13 protein-coding genes are annotated in these 16,436 nt (G+C 40.9%); 8 read left to right on the top strand and 5 right to left on the bottom strand.

Translation table 11 applies throughout. The features are described 5' to 3' along the window. Positions 1–85 precede the first annotated feature (85 nt). The gene (locus KSK37_RS04345; RefSeq protein ID WP_217199668.1) at positions 86–763 is read right to left on the bottom strand and encodes a DUF6904 family protein; all 678 of its coding nucleotides are present in this window, start codon (positions 761–763) and stop codon (positions 86–88) included. A 192-nt stretch (positions 764–955) separates the two neighbouring features. Further along, on the bottom strand, positions 956–1,477 hold the full coding sequence (locus KSK37_RS04340) for a helix-turn-helix domain-containing protein (protein ID WP_217199666.1): 522 nt from the start codon (positions 1,475–1,477) through the stop codon (positions 956–958). Positions 1,478–2,326: 849 nt separating this feature from the next. Here KSK37_RS04340 and KSK37_RS14140 point away from each other — a divergent pair. From KSK37_RS14140 to KSK37_RS04320, 5 genes are all read left to right on the top strand, one after another. Continuing rightward, entirely contained in the window at positions 2,327–2,458 is a 132-nt protein-coding gene (locus KSK37_RS14140; protein ID WP_281418147.1) for a hypothetical protein, read from the top strand. 1,210 nt (positions 2,459–3,668) lie between these two features. After that, complete coding sequence (locus KSK37_RS04335) at positions 3,669–3,821, top strand: hypothetical protein (RefSeq protein WP_179209411.1); 153 nt, start codon at positions 3,669–3,671, stop codon at positions 3,819–3,821. Between the two features lie 774 nt (positions 3,822–4,595). Beyond that, the gene (locus KSK37_RS04330; RefSeq protein ID WP_217199664.1) at positions 4,596–5,885 is read left to right on the top strand and encodes a TlpA family protein disulfide reductase; all 1,290 of its coding nucleotides are present in this window, start codon (positions 4,596–4,598) and stop codon (positions 5,883–5,885) included. A gap of 13 nt (positions 5,886–5,898) precedes the next feature. Further along, complete coding sequence (locus KSK37_RS04325; RefSeq protein WP_217199662.1) at positions 5,899–9,111, top strand: SusC/RagA family TonB-linked outer membrane protein; 3,213 nt, start codon at positions 5,899–5,901, stop codon at positions 9,109–9,111. Between the two features lie 10 nt (positions 9,112–9,121). Continuing rightward, the gene (locus KSK37_RS04320) at positions 9,122–10,465 is read left to right on the top strand and encodes a RagB/SusD family nutrient uptake outer membrane protein (protein WP_088360249.1); all 1,344 of its coding nucleotides are present in this window, start codon (positions 9,122–9,124) and stop codon (positions 10,463–10,465) included. Positions 10,466–10,515: 50 nt separating this feature from the next. Here the strand turns inward: KSK37_RS04320 and KSK37_RS04315 are convergent, their stop codons facing one another. The 3 genes from KSK37_RS04315 to KSK37_RS04305 form a co-directional block, all read right to left on the bottom strand. After that, positions 10,516–10,839, bottom strand: coding sequence for a hypothetical protein (locus KSK37_RS04315; RefSeq protein WP_217199660.1), 324 nt, complete (start codon positions 10,837–10,839; stop codon positions 10,516–10,518). 181 nt (positions 10,840–11,020) lie between these two features. Continuing rightward, positions 11,021–11,479 carry a MauE/DoxX family redox-associated membrane protein gene (locus KSK37_RS04310; protein WP_217199659.1) on the bottom strand — a complete coding sequence of 153 codons (459 nt, stop codon included), beginning with the start codon at positions 11,477–11,479 and terminating at the stop codon, positions 11,021–11,023. A 175-nt stretch (positions 11,480–11,654) separates the two neighbouring features. Continuing rightward, complete coding sequence (locus KSK37_RS04305; RefSeq protein ID WP_217199658.1) at positions 11,655–12,449, bottom strand: hypothetical protein; 795 nt, start codon at positions 12,447–12,449, stop codon at positions 11,655–11,657. 650 nt (positions 12,450–13,099) lie between these two features. On the opposite strand from KSK37_RS04305, the gene KSK37_RS04300 reads away from it, so the two are divergent. The 3 genes from KSK37_RS04300 (at position 13,100) to KSK37_RS04290 (ending at position 16,345) form a co-directional block, all read left to right on the top strand. Further along, positions 13,100–14,785, top strand: coding sequence for a helix-turn-helix domain-containing protein (locus tag KSK37_RS04300; RefSeq protein ID WP_217199657.1), 1,686 nt, complete (start codon positions 13,100–13,102; stop codon positions 14,783–14,785). Positions 14,786–14,874: 89 nt separating this feature from the next. Continuing rightward, complete coding sequence (locus KSK37_RS04295) at positions 14,875–15,477, top strand: hypothetical protein (RefSeq protein ID WP_217199656.1); 603 nt, start codon at positions 14,875–14,877, stop codon at positions 15,475–15,477. A 226-nt stretch (positions 15,478–15,703) separates the two neighbouring features. Next, positions 15,704–16,345 (top strand): hypothetical protein, encoded by a 642-nt coding sequence (locus KSK37_RS04290; protein ID WP_217199654.1) that lies wholly within the window; start codon positions 15,704–15,706, stop codon positions 16,343–16,345. Positions 16,346–16,436 lie beyond the last annotated feature (91 nt).

Genomic DNA, 16,436 nt, shown 5'->3' with positions numbered 1-16,436 from the left:
TCCATAAGCAAAGTACTAATTATTTAGTATATAATATTTATGAAGTACTCTATAAACAAAAAGTCACAACTCTCTTTCTATTTTTTTACCATTTCAAATTTTCATAATCAAAATCATCATCGCTTAATTCAAGTTCTGATATTTCACAGTTTAATTTTTTTGCTTCTTCTTCTAAAAATTTTAAATAGTCCTTATATTCATCTGTATAATAAACCCCTCTTTTTAATAAGTCGGGCAATTTTCTAAAAGCTCTTTTTCCGCCGCCAAGAATAAAAAAATCTAAATTTACGCTCCTCATACATTGATAAATATGATTATTTCCTCCGTATAATCCATCTTCTATAAATCCAATTAAGTTCTTAGCTCCAATTTCATCATAACTAATCATAGCTTTTTCCAGCCAAAATTCGATTAATAGAATTTGTGAAATATCAAATTTGTTAGTTTCACAATATCTCATATTGAATTTTAACGCAGTTAATGAAAACAGAAAATGTACCCAAGATATTTGGACACCATAATGTTTTTGTTCTTCAAAAGAAAAATGACTACTATTTCTCTTAAGTCTATTTCCGTCTTTTGATTTCCGTATCTCATAAGAAAAACCACTAATTAGATTATCTCTATTGTCGAATCCTTTTTTAGTTAATTTATCTTTGTTATTCCAAAATTTACCAATAACATTATAGAAATTGCTTAAATCGTCGTATGTTCCCCATACTTCTACTCCTAAACCTCCTTTGGTAGGAATTATGTATATCATTTTGAGTTCTGTTTAAAATTTACAAACTTTTATATAGAATAAAATAAGCATGTTCACTTAGAAATAATGCATATTTACCAATGTGTTTTTTTCTTGAAGTCTAGAATACAAACAACTTTTCAATCCCAATTACGGTTTCCCGTAAAAGCAAAAAATGTAGATAGAAGAAATGTTTCTATTTGCATGATATAATTACTTAATCTTTTGGTACACCTTCTCTTTGCCACGTTTTTGTCCAGTAAAGGCGATAACATTCCTAAATGCTTCTCTAGAAATTGCGTCCGTGACCCTCGTTGTTTTTATAAAATCCCTAACTTCTATTGGCAGCATTTTCCAAATGTCAGAAGAAGTAAATTGCTCAGAAAGTTTATTAGAGTTTAGAATTGTCATGATTCTTTCGGGTAGATTAATATCGGTTTTTGCAATTGAAATAATTTTATCCTTATTTAACAATGCGATTGCTCTAGTGGCGTTGGGTAGATTTTTGATTTCCGGAATTGTTGTACTAGGATTAATGAAGTCCCAAAGTTTTATTCCATATGCTTGAGCAATATAGTTTGTCTTATCAAAATCAATGTTGCCCTTTGCTATTTCTATTGCGCTATAAGCACTTTGGGTTAATCCAGAGAGTTTTGCAATTTCATTCTGCGTAAACTTATAATGTTCACGGTATTGTTTTATTATAGCCCTGATTCTATTGTTTTCTGTAATCAAAATCTTTAATTGTTAAATATTGTAAGTAAAATTTGCTTATTACGATTTAATTTGTATCTTTGTTTCAGTTAGTTATAGATATTCTATGAGTAACTAATGAGTTCCGCCAAACTAAACGACCAATTTTAAGACACGGAACCCAAGGGAATTTAATTCCCCGTTGATTTTGTACATTTGCAAAATGCGGGGGATAGTCCCTTGCTGGAAGCTGTGTCTGTGGCGCTTGGTCGTGCCCGTTTGGCAGTGGAAGGTAAGGGGTTATCCTCCGCTATTTTATTTATAGCACTTTTCTTTGGACTCATAATTTAAAAATCTAAACGATATTATGAGAACGACATTTACCTACTTTCCTCCTTAAAATTAGAAACGTGAAGGTTCTCACCACCAGTCTCCCGATACCCATCAGGAGATAAAAGAACGCCAACGCTCCTCACTGCCGTGAGAGGGTAAGGTTTTGTGCAGCCCAATGCCACACAGAATCTTTTCAATACAACAGCCCTTAAGCACACCAAAGCCCTTTGATGGAGCCTGAGTGTAGGAGTAAGGAACTTTAAAAACTGGTACGTTAAAAATAGGTTGTTTATTCCGATTATACAAATGAAGATGAAAGGTGGGTGAAGTGGGAGAGTGTTGGTTTTTTGAAATGCTGGGTGCTGGATGCTGGAAGCTGGATGTTTGGCTTTTGCTGCGCAAAAGAGATTCCTCGCTTTGCTCGGAATGACAGAGGAGATTCCTCGCTTTGCTCGGAATGACAGGTATGCTGGGTGCGGGGTGATGGAAGCTGGATGTTTTGCTTTCGCTTTGCGAAAGAGATTCCTCGCTTCGCTCGGAATGATAACTCCGCCTGGAATGACAGGGATCATTCTGAATGACATGAACAATGGTTACCCGCCATTGCGGCCCCAGGGCTTACTGACGAAATATGCTGGCTATAAAGTGTCGGAAACGGAAAAACATCCGGCATCCAATCCAAGATCTTAAATATGAAAACAGCAATAATCATCACCGATACCTCATAAAGAGAACCTTACATTCATATCAATTCTCTTCAGAAGGATTTGTTCTTAGCGGGAAAGCGTTTTTAATTGATGTTGCTTTCCCCTAAGGCAATCCGAGGGATATCATGAGTAATTAGTAATGAGCAATAAGTAATTAGTAATGAGCAATAAGTAATGAGTAATGAGCAATAAGTAAAGGTTCCGGTGGCTGAGCGCAGTCGAAGCCACATTGAAGGTGATTTCGGCTCAGCTCAATCGCCAAGGAGTTTAGAAGTAGATAAGAAAGGATTGGTCTTTAGCGGGAAAGCTATTTTATTTTTCATCATTTGTGTTTCGCTTTCCCCTAAGGCAATCCGAGGGTATTCCATCAGTAATGAGTAATGAGTAATGAGTAATAAGTAATGGTTCCGGTGGCTGAGCGGGGCCGAAGCCAGAGACAGGGAAAAGCCCAACGTAAAAAAGAGCCATGGGTAAAAGCATTACCTGACAGAAAACAGGGATGCTCCGTAGATGCTTCATGGATGCTTCATGGATAGCTCATGAGGAGTTCATGAAAAGTATTTGAGAATTTCCACCATAAAAGAGCAGTGAAGATGAAGGGTAGATTTTCATTCTTTTTTCCTTGATGAAAAAAGAAACAAAAAAATCAAGACTTGGATTTATTGCCTCATCCTTATTGTTTTTTTAACGGAATCGGCGAAACTCGTACTTCGTTTTGCTAAAAGGGCTTTAGTTCTTTTGACTTCGTCGAACCACTGCGTTAGGTTTGCCTTGATGCAAAATGAACCAAAAAATCAAGACTGGATCTTTTTGCTAAAAAACTGCTGTTTCTTCCAGGAAAATCCCCAAATTGACTCTCTTCGGTCGTCGAACCGCAAGCGGTTTCGGGCGGTCGGAAGTAGAGCGGCGCTGCGTGAAGTGTATTGCCACCACTCAAACAGGGGGATTTTTATACCTGCTGAGTGTAAAGGAAGTTTCGGAAGAAACATCAGTTTTTCTTCACGCAAAAATCTCCTAGGTCGGGGGTTTTATCGGGAGGCATGTAATAATTATCATAGAAGACCCGTAGGTCGGTGGTTTTTTATTGAAAGCGGGATTTATAACGTAATATTTAAATAATGTAACCTCTGATATTTAAAATAATGGAAAGCAATATTTATCAATAGATCAACTCTTCTTGAAAGAAAAAAACCATGAAAACACTTAAGATTTACAACATCATCGCTTCAATACTGATCGTTTTATTGGCAGTTTGGGTGGTGGAGCTCAGAAAGGAGATCAAGGAAACTAATGAGCTGCTCGATCTGTGTGCAGAACGGTTTTATGAAGAAGTAAATACAGAGTGATGTAGGTTTGGATGTAATGCAGGTTTAAAAGGATTGGTCGTTAGCGGGAAAGCAGTTTTTATTTTTCATCATTTGTGTTTCGCTTTCCCCTAAGGCAATCCGGGATTTCATTCTTTTTTCCTTGATGAAAAAAGAAACAAAAAAATCAAGACTTGGATCTTTTTGCTAAAAAATTCCAATTATTTCTAAGAAAATCCCCAGAACTCGGGCGGAAAGATAATAGGTTCTTTTGTATTAAGTCCATTGCCGCCACTCAAACAGGGGGGATTTTTATGCCTGACAGTTGAAGATTTTTTCAGGAAATAATTAAAATTTTTCTTAACGCAAAAATCTCCTAGGTCAATTTAAAAAAATCTCCGATGTGAAAAGAGGGTATAATAGAAAAAAAACAAGCAAAAATATAAAGGATGTGTCTTTAGCGGGAGAGTGCCCCTCTTCATAGGTTTCTACACCGCTCTCCCCTAAGGCAATCCGAGGGATATCATGAGCAATGAGTAATGAGTAATGAGTAATGAGTAATGGTTTCGGTGGCTGAGTGAAGCCGAAGCCACAGGCAGGGAAAAAGATAAAAGTAAAAAGATAAAAGTAAAAAGAAACAAGTAAAAAGCAGATGATGTGATGATGGTTTGAATGATGAGTACCCTGGAATCCAGCATCCAAGACCCAACATCCAGCAAAATAAAAAGCCCTTTCCCTAAAGTTTGCAGACCCGACAGGAAAGAGCAGTACTAATGATCAGTACAAAAATGAACTAACCAATTAAAAAACAAAACTATGAAAAAAAAGTTTTGCAGGGGAATCCTTTCCCTGTTATTCCTGGCAATGCTGTTCCTGCAGGTTCCTGCGCAGCTCAAAGCCTTAAAGATTGGGGCCGCCGTCCCCGATGAAGTGTGGAGCACCCCGCTTCAGATCGTCAACAGCCCGCAGAAAACCATGACACTGGGGGCCGAGAAAGAAAAACTGATCCTACTGGACTTTTGGAATACCTGGTGCAGCGCGTGCCTGCAGGGATTCCCGAAGATGGAAGCCCTGCAGAAACAATACGGAGACCGGGTGAAAATAATCCCTGTGACCAGCCAGGACCGGCCTGCTCTGGAGAAGTTTTTCGCATCGAAAAACGGACAGCGGTTCGCATCGCTACATTCGGTGGTGGGTGATCAGCTCTTGAAGAAGCTGTTTCCACATGTGGGTGTTCCCTTTGTCGTATGGATCAGAGACGGTAAGCTACTGAACACTACGGATGGTGATCAGGTAACCGAAAATACGGTTGCGGAAATACTCCGAGGTAGCCAGTCGTCCCTGCAGACCGTAGTGCAGCGGGATGATGATGGACCGCTGATGATATCGCCCGACCTTACTCTCGAAAAAGGTTTTGTACTGAATCACTATACTTTTTTTGGTAAAGGCAGAATGAGAGGACTCGCATCCGGTACCAGATTTCATCGGGAGCACGGCAAAACCTATGGAAGACAATTTACCAATCTTTCTTTACTGGAGATTTACCGAGCAGTTGCTCAGGAAATATTTAATCAGCAAGGCGAAAAACTGAATGTGAAACGCATCATTAATTTGGTTAATCAACCTGAAGCTATTGATTTTACGACTGACGCTGCGATGGAGTCCCGATTGTACACAGTCGACTATCTGGTTCCTAAAACAGAGTCGGATTCGCTTTATCCCCGAATGTTGAGGATGATTAATGAAAATACAAACTATACCGCCACTATTCAGAAAAAAGCGATGCGTTGCCTGGTGCTCAAAAGGACCTCTTCTAAAGATAAGATCGCAACAAAGGGCGGGGTGTTTATTGATGCTTTCCTAAAAAGTCCTTCAGTATTGCAGAACGCTACGCTGGACTTTATGCTTTCTCCGATAAATGCCACAAAAGATCTTACCCCGCTTCCTGTTATTGACGAGACGGGTTATAAAGGGAAGGTAGATCTTCATTTTTCTGCGGTAAAAGACTTACAAATGCTGCAGAAAGAACTCGCTGCCTACGATCTGGCTCTGGAAGAGACCGCACGTGAGCTGACCGTACTCGTTATTCAAGATAAAAAACTTTAAAACCAAGCCTATTATGAAAAAACTTTTATTATTACCCCTGATCTGCAGCAGCATGATGAGCCTGGCACAGCAGCACCAGCTGAATGGGGTAGTGCTGGACGGCACCACGAAAAAGCCTGTCCCCGGAATCAGGATCTATGTTCCCGAAACAAAACTTGTCACTCTTACCGACGGTGAAGGGCGATTCAGCTTTACGGTGGGAGATAACAGGATAAAATCGATAGCCATCGTTCTTTCAGGTGAAGGCTACAAAAGAAGCCACATTAATACCGGCCTCCCAAAGCAGGAAACGCTTACCGTGTATCTTGATCCCCACATCACCGATATCGAAGAAATAAGTCTGTCGACCGGATATCAGAAAATACCAAAGGAAAGGGCGACAGGTTCTTTCTCTTCGGTAAGCAGCCAACTCCTGCAGCAACAGGTGACGACCAATATCATGGACCGGCTTCCCGCTATAACGAGCGGACTGAGTGTGAGTACAGGCCTCACGGAAAAAGGACAACTCATGATCAGGGGACTCAGTACTTTGCAGGGTCCCAAAACTCCGTTGATCGTTGTAGATCATTTCCCTTATGAGGGAGACCTCAGCCGTATCAATCCCAATATGGTAGAAAATATTACTGTTCTGAAAGATGCTGCTGCATCGAGTATTTGGGGTGCCAAAGCGGCAAATGGCGTTATTGTGATTACGACAAAAGGAGCAAGATTCAATCAGCCTCTTTCTGTAGAGTTTACTGCATTCACAACCTTAGGTTCCAAACCGGATTTCGGCTACAGCAAACCGATCTCAAGTTCAGATTTTATCGACGTGGAAATGCAGCTTTTTAAAAACGGCTACTATAACAGCGATATCAATTCCTCCAATCATCCGGTACTGACTCCGGTCGTAGATTTGTTGAACAGAGAAAAGAAGGGTTTGATTACTCATGAAGATGCCATGCAACAGATTGACAGGCTCCGTTTGGCAGATGTACGCGACCAATATCGTAAATATATGTACCTCCCGATGGAAAACCGGCAATATGCGGTGAATATTGCGGGGGGCTTTCCGAACTTTTCCTGGACTTCCTTTGTTGGCTTCGACGACAATACCGGAAACCTCGGAGAGAAATACCAACGGTTGAACACGAGATTTCAAAATGTCTGGAAACCCACAGACCGGTTGACCCTCCTCACAGGTGTTCAGTTTACCAATACGGATTCTAAAAGTGGAAGAAGCGCCTATAACACCATCAGCATGAAAGGAAACTGGAAAGTTCCTTATTTGGAGTTTGCCGACAGCGCGGGGAATCCGCTCATCGTAAATGCAGATTATGACCAAAACTACAAGAACAGCCTTGCCAGTAAGGGATTGCTCGACTGGAATTATTATCCGCTTACCGACTGGCAACATAATTACGCCAAAAACAACACGAATGAAATCGTCATCAATGCCGGATTGAATTATAAACTGCTTAAAGGGCTTGATGCTGACGTTAAATACCAGTACCAAAACCTCAACGGGCAGACCTCAACGCTGAGAGACGGGGATAGCTACAGTACCAGACATCTGATCAATACCTTTGCTGCGCTGAATACCGACGGAACTGCGAAATTTGTCATCCCCAAAGGTGGTATTTTCGATAAGGGGAATACCCAGACCGCAATTAATAATTTCAGGGGGCAGCTTAACTACAATACCACTTTTGGGCAACATCAGATTTCTGCTATTGCAGGAGGGGAAACCCGCTCTACGGTTACGGAATACGAAGCGAACCGGTTTTATGGATACAATTCCAATGACAGATCCAGTGCTGTAGTAGATTACACCCACGACTATCCGAATTTTGTTACAGGAGATTATAATTTTATCCCCAAAAATGCATCGCTGCGCGGAACGCGTCTCAATTTCTTATCTTTTTATGCCAATGGAGCTTATACTTTTGATAAGCGATATACCATATCCGGTAGTGTGAGAAGGGATGCAAGCAATCTCTTCGGACTCAAAACAAACGAGCAGTGGAATCCGTTCTGGTCGGCCGGGCTTGCCTGGAACTTATCAAACGAGAAATTTTACCACCTGAAATGGCTGCCCCTGGTAAAAGTACGTGGGTCCTATGGTTATAATGGAAATATAGATCCTGCTATGGTTGCTGTAACCACGATTTCCTATGATCCAGATTTATCGATGTACACGGGAGGGCCCACTGCGAGAATTGATCAGTATTTTAATCCCAAACTTCGTTGGGAAATGCTCGGAATCATGAATGTAGGGATTGATTTTGAAATGAGAAACCGCCGCATTTCGGGTTCTTTTGAATATTACGCCAAAAAAGGCCGGAATTTATTCGGACGGGCACCCATCGATTACACCACCGGAATTACCACTCTGCTTTGGAATGTCGCAGGGATGAATGGACATGGTGTAGATGTGGTTCTCAACACGAAGAACATTGATCGGATCTTCAAATGGAACACCATTTTTAATTTCAGCCATAACAAGGACGAAGTGACGGACTATTATCTTCCCAACACTTTAGCAAGTAATTTTGTGCCCGCAGCAGGTACAACGGCCCCGATTTCGGGTATCGTCGGTTTGCCCGTGTATTCGGTCTTTGCCTACAAATGGGCAGGTCTGGATCCCAATACCGGCGAGGCGAGAGGGTATCTTAATGGAGAAATCAGTAAAGATTACACGAAAATAATGGCTTCCAACAAAGGAATTGAAGACCTGCAGTTCTTTGGGTCGGCAGTTCCTACAAATTTTGGCTCCTTCATCAATTCCCTGCAATACAGGCAGTTCAGTTGTGATATCGGTATTACCTACAAATTAGGATATTGGTTCCGCAGGAATTCCATTAATTACACCACCCTCATCACCGGTCGGGACGGGCATAGTGATTTTGCGAAAAGATGGAAGAAGCCCGGTGATGAACTTGTCACCGATGTACCGTCTGCAGCATTCGTTTCAAACTCTTCAAGGGATGCATTCTACAATGGCTCAGAAGTATTGGTGGAGAAGGGAGATCACATCCGGTTACAGTATTTCAATCTTGGATACAACTTTAAGCAGGAAGTCCTCAGTGATCTGAACATTAAGAGTCTGCATCTCTACTGCTCGCTCAGCAATCTGGGGCTTATCTGGAAAGCAAATAAAGCGGATATAGATCCTGACTACAACTGGGGAACCTACTCGCTGAAACCCGTTACAACCTACTCATTAGGCCTTCGTGCCCAATTTTAAAACTATTATTATGAAAAATAAAATTGTTCTGTTAATTTTGATCTCTTTGCTGAATTCAGTCACCGCATGCAGAGAGTTTTTAGAAGAAAAGTCGGATACGAAGCTCGTTACTCCTGAAACGCTTCAGGATAATCAGGCACTTTTAGACCGGATTTCTAATGTGTTAGGTGACAACAGCATCAGCGGAGAAATTTCCGCCGATGACATCTATATGAGCGACAGCGATTATAACGGCGTCTCGTATGAAGCAGATAAAAGACTGTATACATGGCAACCCGATCTCGTAGCGAGGGGAAGTGGAAACGACTGGAGAAGCTGCTTCAGCAGAATAAATACGTGTAATACCGTACTGCATAATCTGGACCAGTACCAGATTGCCAATGCCGAAAATGTAAGAGGGCAGGCCCTGACCATCCGTGCCTCGGTGTATTTGGAAGCCACCCAAATCTGGTGTCTTGCCTATAACAAAAATACTGCTAATACCGATTGGGGACTCCCGCTGAGGTTAAGTCCGGACGTTAATATTCCGTCCGTCCGGTCCACTTTACAGCAGACTTACGACCAGATCACAACTGATTTGCACGCGGCTGTGGCGCTTTTACCCAATCAACAGGTTTCGCCGGCCCGCGCATCCAAAGCAACCGCACTGGGAGTTCTCGCACGGGCATATCTGTACAAAGGAGATTATGCTAATGCCCTGCTGTATGCAAATACTGCTTTAGCAATACATCCTCAACTCATGAATTTTAATCAGCTCAATACGACAGATTCCTATCCCATAAAAGAAATGAATGTAGAGGTACTGTTGCCCACTTTTATTGCTTATTCTCCTGTACTGGGGACAAACGTCGCAAAAATCCCCGCATCTTTATATCAGTTGTATAATAACAATGATTTAAGAAAGGCCGTATATTTTAAAAGCAATGCCGTGGGAGAAATACTTTTCAAAGGCAATTATACAGGTAATTCCACAAGATCTTCGGTATTGGCAACGGATGAACTGTATTTAATTGCTGCGGAGAGCTACGCCCAGCTCAATGATCTTGATAAAGCGATGATGAAACTGAATCAGCTATTGGTTCAGCGGTGGAAATCAGGAACGTTTGTCAATTTTAGCGCAAGCAACAAGGCCGAAGCTCTGGATATAATTTACAGAGAACGGCGTAAAGAACTGCTGTTTCGCGGAATCCGATGGGCGGATCTTAAAAGGTATAACCGCGATGGAAGAAATATTACTTTACAACGCACGGTCAACGGTCAAACATATATTTTACCTCCTAATGACCTGCGATATGCCATAGCCATTCCCGAGGATATAATTAAGCTCACAGGGATGCCTCAAAATCCCCGATAATATGAAAAGGCGGGAATTGTTTCCCGCCCTTTTTAATAAATCCCTCTTTATTACGGAGCAGATTTTCTGTTCACTGAAATGTCCAGCACTTCTTCATTGTCCCTGGAACCAAGTACATCCGAAAGAGAGCTGTTTTCGGGAACAATTACCTTACAGGGTCTTACACCTGAAGTCACACAACCTATTCCTGCACTCGTTGAGGTGGTCCAGTTGCTGACGTTATGAAATGCACCTTCACTCATATCGTCGCTGTTATAAAAATAAGCGGTGTCATTTGCTTTTTTCTCTGCCACTTTATACGACATGGTAATTCCTGCTGTTAAAAGCGCTGCTGCCAACATCATGTTGGTTTTTATAAATTGTAAATGTTTCATTTTTGTGGTCTTTTTACTGAAAAAGATTACCTTAAAAACTTTAAGTTTAAAATTAATTCGGGTAGTCTGCCTTCTAAGCAGACGGTCGTCTTCGACGCATTGCGGTTCGTCAACCGTTCTGCGTTTCGTGATGCAGACAGGAATTCACTGTTTGCAAAGTTCACTGAATGCCTAGGACATTCTACTCTGAAAAGGATGCATCCTTTTCATTTTTTTTATTTTGATCTCTACCTGTCCTCATGCTGATAATGCCAACAAGAGCGGTGATCATTAATCCTATATTTAAAATCAAATTGCCTTTCCAGCTCATCTTTTCAAACAGCCCAATGCAGGTGCAGGGAGGGTTTTTACTGTAGAGGAGGATTCCCCCGATATACCCTGCAAAGACAGTAAGCATCCCAAAAGTAATCCATAAGCCCCATAACCGGAGTGGGCGGTAACAGAACAGGACTACGGTGAACGTCTGCAATGCAATAATGCCGTAAGCTAGAGGTTCTCCGTATCCCTCAAGTCCCGGTGACTGCCCCAGCTGATCCCGGAAGTTTTTGAAACCGGTGGCTTTGCTCATTGCTGCATAGGAAAAGAGAAGCGCGAAGAAGAGGCTTATGGCAATAGTCAGTATTTTTATCAGATTTTTCATGACCGCTGTTTGATGATGTAAAATTGCGACATCCCTTTTTCAAATACATGTACTTTAGTGGCAGAAGTATGTATAATAATGACATTTATATGTATAATAAAGACATTCTTATGTGTAATATTTACGTTTATATGTATAATAGTGTCAACAGAATGATAAAGTCGACGCGGTAAAGTTAATGCTGCAGCGCGATCCGGGGGATCCGGTGGAACGGGAAATGGTATGTTCTGTGGAACAAAGTATAGAGCTGATGGTAGCTTGCAAAGCCATTTTTATAGGCAATTTCCTTATAGCTCAACGAACTCAGCAGGAGGTCTTCGAGAACAGGAATCATTTTGATTTTAAGATAATGATGGTAAAAGGAACTTTCAAAAAACGAAGTGCTGTCTTTCTGAAACTGACGGTAAGAAAGGCCTCTGCTGTTCACAAAAACCTCTAAAGTCGCGTACTCATCAGGCTCATACCTTTCCAGCAGTTTCAGCAGGTAACGGTACCGGCTATTTCCTATCGATGCCGCAGGTCTGGGGTAAACCGTTTGATGAGTCACAACGGAAATGGTGTAGTGGTACTGCTTTTTGGTCACCACTCCTATAAAAATATGAATTTCTCCCGAGTTGATCTGCTGAACATGAATGGGCACAAAAAACCGGTCTTTGGACACCGATTCCGCCATGCGTTGATAAGCTTCAGTGAGCAGTTTCACAATCTCGAGGTACTCCCCACTGGAAGTAAGCTGTTCTTCATCCTGATAGGTAAAGATGAAGCCGTGATGGTAATATTGGGTTTGTTGATTCAAAAAATGCAGGGACTGAAACAACCCTATATAGTGCTGAACAATTTCTTTAGTTTGCGATAAAACAGTCTCATTGGTAAAATACTTCCGTTCCGGTGATGAATCACAGAGTTCACAGTACCGCTCCAATGCTTTTTTCAGATGCTTTTGTAAAAGATCAAGATGATAAGTGTTCATGGCGATAAGGGGATAGGAGGAGACTCCTGCGCCAAGTGCACCTGAAAGTACTCGAAATCCAACATCCTGCTGGCAGAAGCATCAATGAACAGGAGGATGAAAAAGAAACTTGCCGCAAGGGGGATTGTTTTTGTCAGGGGTTTCATGTTGATGTATTTTAATGATTTTTCAATGCGTGGTTCTGTTTAGAGAAAATGGAGTCTCTGTTCCTCAATTCTAAAGCTAAATTAGAAGGGTATTTTGAAAGAAAAAATAGAAGGGGGTGCTGATTTATAAACCGTTACACTTCGACTTCGCTCAGTGACCGGGTTTTTAATAGCAGATGGTTTTTTTATCGGATCATTACAGGGCTTATGCTGTAGTTGGGGTTGGCACTTCGGCGACGCTCAGTGACCGGTGACTTCGCTCAGTGACCGGTGGCTTTGCGCGGTGACCAATCCGTAGATTTAAAGAAGAGAAAAGCGTAACTGCAGATAAAAATGTGGAATGATTTATAAATCGTTCCACCAAAAAATGAGGTGCCATTGCTGTAGTCATGGCAGATACAGAAGATTTTAAACAGGGTGTTACCCAAGGGTTTGAATTTCACCGTTTTATATATTAAAAAGTACTAATTTTGAGAGAAAGAAGAATAGATAAAATGACGGATCATGCAGATGCTCAGACTGTTGATATTGCCTTTCCTGTTTTTTGCGGAACTCCTGGTTGCGCAAAAGGGCAGTCACGAGCCTTATGAGCGGATCATCAGAACGTATGCGCATATTCAGATTAACGATTCGGCTGCGTTGCCCCAGATCAGAGTTCTTATTGCGCTTGCAAAAAAGGAAAAAAATGCTGCCCAACTGACTAAGGCCTACCATGATGCGCTCCATTATACCCCGTCGGAAGATCTTAAACTCCGGTACGCGGACAGCGCCATAACGGCTGCACATTTTAGCTGCAAGGATGATCTGATTGCGACCGCCTATTTGGGGAAAGGAATTGTGTTTTATTTTAATTATAAAAGATACCGTCCCGCACTGCTGGAATACTTAAAAGCAATGCGTTATGCAGAAAAGACGGAAGATCATTATCTGATTCATAAGATCGGGTACCATCTTGGGCTGGTCAAAAGTTATTTGGGGGATCACTGTGATGCCATCCGTCATTTTGAATATGGTGCGGCCTATTTTCTGAGTGAAATGAAGAAAAATCCTCATCCCAATATTCTGCATAATATGAGGAAGGGCTACTATAACAGTATCCGGCAGATGGTGATTTGCCACCAGCATCTGAACAATGATAAAAAAGCCGACAGCCTGATCAGTATTGGGGAAAACGGAATCCCGTTGCACCCCGATTTTAAACTGGTAAGAAGCTACTTTCATCAGTTCCGGGGCACCTCAGAATTCCGGAAAGGGAATTACAGGCACAGCATTGAAGAGCTCGATATCGCACTTCCTGAAATTGAAAGAAACAGGGATTTTGCCTGGGCTTCTGTCATTTATTTTTATCAGGGTAAAAACCGCCTTCAGCTGGGGCAGCATCAAAAGGCCATTGGTCTCTTTAAGAAAGTGGATTCGGTGTACCGGCGCCAACAGTTTCTGTTTCCCGAGCTATGCGAAAATTACAGGCTTCTTATGCATGATGCACAGCACCGCAATCACATGAATGATGCCCTGTATTATTCCGATGTTCACCGCAAGCTGGAGAACCAAATTTCGGCGGATGTGATCTACCTTTCCTCGGTTCTTCATGCGGAAGGATTTAAATATGAAAAGGGGAGGCTCACCCAGAGCAAAAGAATTATGACCATTGGGTTGATACTGAGCCTTATGTTGATGGCCATCTTCTTTTATCAGTATTATCTGGAAAAGGAGACAGAAAAAAGATTTCGGATCATGATTGCGCCTTCCGCATTTTCCGGTGAAACTCCGTCCGCAAGTACGAAACGGAGAAAGGGGAAGTTTACGCTGCCACAGGAAATATACGACAGGATAAAGGAAAAAATGCAGGATTTTGAAGACGGGGAACAGTATCTTGATGCTGACCTGACTGAAAAAACACTGGCCGACCGGCTAAGGACCAACACGCAGTATCTCTCTGCCTTTATCAATATCAGCAAAGGGGTAAACTTCCGGACCTACCTCAATGAACTGCGCATCCGCTATATTGCAAAGCAGCTCTCTGAAAACCCGGAATACCTGAAGTACAACAATGAGGGCCTGGCAAGTAAGTGCGGGATGGGTTCACGCTCTACCTTTTCGAGGCATTTTTTCAAGATCTATGGTATGCCGCCTCAGGAATATGTAAAGAAATGCATCCGGGCAGACAGAGAACAGGAGAGGGACATCTAAACGTATCTAATTGGAAATAACACGCAGCCCAACTTTGCCAAAGTTCGAAACTTTGGCAAAGTTAAAAGTTGAAATTTAAAACACAAAACATGGAAATAAGGCTTGACAATTTAGAACCGGGTTGCCATTACCACATTTTTAACAGAGGAATCAATGGATGTAAAGTCTTCGAAAATGATGAAAACTGTATATTTTTTCTTCAAAAAGCAGAAGCGTACATCCTTCACGTCGCGGATGTATATGCTTACTGTCTAATGCCTAATCATTTTCATTTCATTCTAAGAATTAAAGATGATATTAACGGTAATAACTTTGCCAAAGTTCCAAACTTTGGCAAAGTTGAGACTGGATTACATGCGGAAAAATCTATCGCAAGTAAACAGATCGGAAAATTGATAAGCAGTTATACACAGGCATTTAATAAATATCACAACCGCCACGGATCATTGTTTGAAAGACCTTTTAAAAGAAAAAGAATTGAAACGGAGGATTATTTAATTAAAAGTATTATTTGCGTGCATCGGAATGTAATAGATCTTAATAGATCGCTGAATAATTATGATTTTTCATCATACAAAGCAATTGTTTCGGGAAAACAAACCCATGTTAGAAAAGAAACTGTTATCGAATGGTTTGATGATATTGAGAATTTTAAATTAATGCATCAACGGGATAGTGATTATGAATTTTAAACTGAAAATTCTGGAAGCCTTTAACTTTGCCAAAGTTCGAAACTTTGGCAAAGTTGACCGAACGCAGTTCAGAAGAATCTAGGATTGAGAAAAGCACTGGGGAAGAGTATTTACAGACAAATACATATTTCATGGGAAATACTTTGGAACAAATCAAATGTTGTTGTCGGCTTAAAAACTTTGTATATTTGAGAGTTACCTGCAATGTTGCAAAAAACCGCGTGAAATGGAAATTCTAAATCAACAGTTAACTCAAAGAGATATTTTAAATATTTTAATTGAACAGCATCGAATTTCAAGCAAATTGGATTTTGAAACAGATCCTGATGCTATCTTAACGTTCGACTCAACAATAAATTATTGGAGAAGTGCTGGGGATTTACTTCCTTGGAAACCCTTATCTGAATTCCTGAATGAATGCTTTGGAATTTCAGTTAGTGAAAGCAAATGGGAACAGGCATTAACGCCTTCTAGAAATAGAACGTTAAGAGATGTTTGCGAATTAATTGCTGAAAATTGCAAATATCAAGATATAAAACCAATAAGAATACTTGGAACTGAATGCTTAAGTGCATCCGTTTTTCTGACTTTGAAAAAATATCTAAAACGTAGAAATGTTGATGTTTCTAACATTAGACCTTCATCATTAATTACTCCATATTTGGAAAAATATTATTCGGAAATGTTAGAACAGATTGGAATTATTTCAAAGGGAAGGAAAATCTTTGAAGAATTTGCCTATAAACCGACAAGAAAACTAAATCTGTTGGAGCGACTAAATACTTTTGATAAATCTAGATACAGTTTCCAAACAGGAGAAATTTTAACTTTCAGAGATTTAACGATGAAAATAATCGAAACAAAATAAAAACACTGCAGGTAATAACTAAGCTTTCGTTTTGTCTGAAAGACAAGAAATGAAAGCCCGTTGAACGGAAGCTCCGGTGGCTTTTCAGCAG

This window comes from Kaistella soli, from assembly GCF_019038595.1.
Taxonomy (GTDB): Bacteria; Bacteroidota; Bacteroidia; order Flavobacteriales; family Weeksellaceae; genus Kaistella; species Kaistella soli.
Note: the sequence above shows the minus strand (reverse complement) of the source record. Positions and strands in the feature narration are given on the sequence as shown.

Excerpts from the sequence above, each read along its gene's own strand:
- KSK37_RS04345 (WP_217199668.1), bottom strand. The coding sequence starts at position 763 with ATGATATACATAATTCCTACCAAAGGAGGTTTAGGAGTAGAAGTATGG.
- KSK37_RS14140 (WP_281418147.1), top strand. The coding sequence starts at position 2,327 with ATGACAGGGATCATTCTGAATGACATGAACAATGGTTACCCGCCATTG.
- KSK37_RS04335 (WP_179209411.1), top strand. The coding sequence starts at position 3,669 with ATGAAAACACTTAAGATTTACAACATCATCGCTTCAATACTGATCGTT.
- KSK37_RS04330 (WP_217199664.1), top strand. The coding sequence starts at position 4,596 with ATGAAAAAAAAGTTTTGCAGGGGAATCCTTTCCCTGTTATTCCTGGCA.
- KSK37_RS04325 (WP_217199662.1), top strand. The coding sequence starts at position 5,899 with ATGAAAAAACTTTTATTATTACCCCTGATCTGCAGCAGCATGATGAGC.
- KSK37_RS04320 (WP_088360249.1), top strand. The coding sequence starts at position 9,122 with ATGAAAAATAAAATTGTTCTGTTAATTTTGATCTCTTTGCTGAATTCA.
- KSK37_RS04315 (WP_217199660.1), bottom strand. The coding sequence starts at position 10,839 with ATGAAACATTTACAATTTATAAAAACCAACATGATGTTGGCAGCAGCG.
- KSK37_RS04310 (WP_217199659.1), bottom strand. The coding sequence starts at position 11,479 with ATGAAAAATCTGATAAAAATACTGACTATTGCCATAAGCCTCTTCTTC.
- KSK37_RS04305 (WP_217199658.1), bottom strand. The coding sequence starts at position 12,449 with ATGAACACTTATCATCTTGATCTTTTACAAAAGCATCTGAAAAAAGCA.
- KSK37_RS04300 (WP_217199657.1), top strand. The coding sequence starts at position 13,100 with ATGCAGATGCTCAGACTGTTGATATTGCCTTTCCTGTTTTTTGCGGAA.
- KSK37_RS04295 (WP_217199656.1), top strand. The coding sequence starts at position 14,875 with ATGGAAATAAGGCTTGACAATTTAGAACCGGGTTGCCATTACCACATT.
- KSK37_RS04290 (WP_217199654.1), top strand. The coding sequence starts at position 15,704 with ATGGAAATTCTAAATCAACAGTTAACTCAAAGAGATATTTTAAATATT.